The following is a 1,988-nucleotide window of genomic DNA, read 5'->3' on the forward strand; positions in this document are numbered from 1 at the left end:
ATTCGGCGGCGATCTCGGGCACGCAGATGGCGACCGACGCGCGCACGCGCTGGACCAACTCCCTCGAAGCGCTGCGCACCGCGGCCAAGGTGCAGTCCCAGGCAGTGCAGAGCTTCACGTCCGACGAGCGGACCCTGACCGACCTGGTGAACCGCAGCCAGTCGGCCGCCGGGGCCCTGCAGGCAATGCAAGCGACGAACCAGTTGCTGGCCCTGCAATCGCGCCAGGCGATGCAGGCGCAGCAGCTCCAGATCACGCAGGATCGTGCGACGGCGCTGGAGCAGGCGCGGCAGGTCGCGGTGCAGGAGCGCGCACGCGAGGTGCGCCGGCGTTTCCAGGGCGACGGCACGACGTACACGCCCTACACGGTCAACTTCTACAGCAACTGAGGGGCGGCCATGAGACAGCTTCTGATCATGATCCTGGCCGCTGTCGCAGCGGTGTTGGTTGCTGCCTGCAGCAAGCCCGCGCCCATCGAGTCCGTCGAGTCGCTGATGGCCAATCCCGAGCGCCTGAAGGAACTGCGCGCGCAATGCAAGGTTGACCACGCCAAGGTCGGCGATGCCCAGTGCAACGCGGTGGCAGAGGCAACGCGCCAGCGGTTCTTTGGCAGCGACGGGCCGAAGTACACGCCGCCCTCTTCGACCACATCCCCGCCGCCGGCAGCGTTCTCTCCGCCCGCGGCATCGGCGCCCGCAGCACCGTCTCCCGTGCCTCCATCGGCGCCCAAGGACTGACCGATGAACGACCTGTCGGTCATCGACCGCTTCCTGGACGTCTTCTCGCGCTACATCGACTCGGGCTTCGGCCTGCTGGGCGGCGAGGTGGGGTTCCTGACAGCCACGCTGGTCGCGATAGACATGACGCTGGCAGGCCTCTTCTGGGCGATGAGCAACGCCAGCGGCGGCAGTGGCGACGACGTGATCGGCAAGCTGATCAAGAAGGTGCTGTACGTCGGCGCCTTCGCCTTCATCCTGAATAACTTCAACAGCTTGTCGGGGATCGTGTTCCGGTCGTTCGCCGGACTGGGGCTGGTGGCGTCGGGCTCGTCGATGACCCAGGGCCAGTTGCTGCAGCCGGGCCGGCTGGCGCGCGTGGGCGTGGAGGCCGGCGCGCCGATCATGAAGCAGATCAGCGACCTGACGGGCTTTCCGGAGGTGCTCGCGAACCTCGATGTCATCACCGTGCTGTTCCTGGCCTGGCTGGTGCTGATCGTGAGCTTCTTCGTGCTCGCGGTGCAGCTGTTCGTGACGCTGATCGAGTTCAAGCTGACCACGCTCGCAGGCTTCGTGCTCGTGCCGTTCGCGCTCTGGAACAAGACGGCGTTCCTGGCCGAACGGGTGCTGGGCAACGTGGTGTCTTCGGGCATCAAGGTGCTGGTGCTGGCCGTGATCGTGGGCATCGGCACAGGCCTGTTCGCCGAGTTCACAGTGCCGCCGGGCGCCGAGCCCTCCATCGACCATGCGCTGGTCATCATGCTGGCCGCGCTGGCGATGCTGGGTCTGGGGATCTTCGGGCCGGGCATTGCGACGGGTCTGGTGTCTGGCGCACCCCAGCTCGGAGCGGGTGCGGCGGCGGGGACGGCGCTGGGTGCCGCCGGCTTGGCCGTGGCCGGCGGTGCTGCTGTGGCAGGTGCGGGTTCTGCGGTGGCCGCTGGCGCTCGCATGGCGCCGGGTGCCGCGCGATCAGCCATCGGCGGCGGCGCAAGCGCCGCGCGCTCTGCAACGGCCGTGGCCAGCGGGGCGAAATCCGCCTACCAAGCCGGCGCTGCAGCATCGGGCGCCAGCGGCATGCGCGCGGCCGGTGCAGGCCTTGCCAACGTCGCGCGCAGTGGTACCAGCGCCGTGGGCCAGCGCGTCGCGTCCGGCGCCAGAGCCGTCAAAGACGGGGTGGCGAGCTTCGTTGCCGATGCGGCTGCGCCTGCCGCTGCCAAGCCCGCGGCCGATGGGTCCGAAGCCCATGCGCCAACTGCTGAGCCCGCGTGGGCC

Annotated in this window: 3 protein-coding genes; all 3 read left to right on the plus strand. The window is 69.1% G+C overall.

From position 1 onward, the window contains the following. A partial coding sequence (locus QTI05_RS27750; RefSeq protein WP_506555341.1) for a TrbJ/VirB5 family protein occupies window positions 1–389 on the plus strand: 389 nt, incomplete at its 5' end. Window positions 390–398: 9 nt separating this feature from the next. Further along, a complete protein-coding gene (locus QTI05_RS27755) occupies window positions 399–737 on the plus strand; it encodes an EexN family lipoprotein (protein ID WP_353505977.1) in 339 nt (112 codons plus the stop codon). Between the two features lie 3 nt (window positions 738–740). Continuing rightward, window positions 741–1,988: P-type conjugative transfer protein TrbL (gene trbL, locus QTI05_RS27760; protein ID WP_286625031.1), on the plus strand; the 1,248-nt coding region annotated here is incomplete at its 3' end.

This window comes from Variovorax fucosicus (assembly GCF_030316825.1).
Classification (GTDB): Bacteria; Pseudomonadota; Gammaproteobacteria; order Burkholderiales; family Burkholderiaceae_C; genus Variovorax; species Variovorax fucosicus.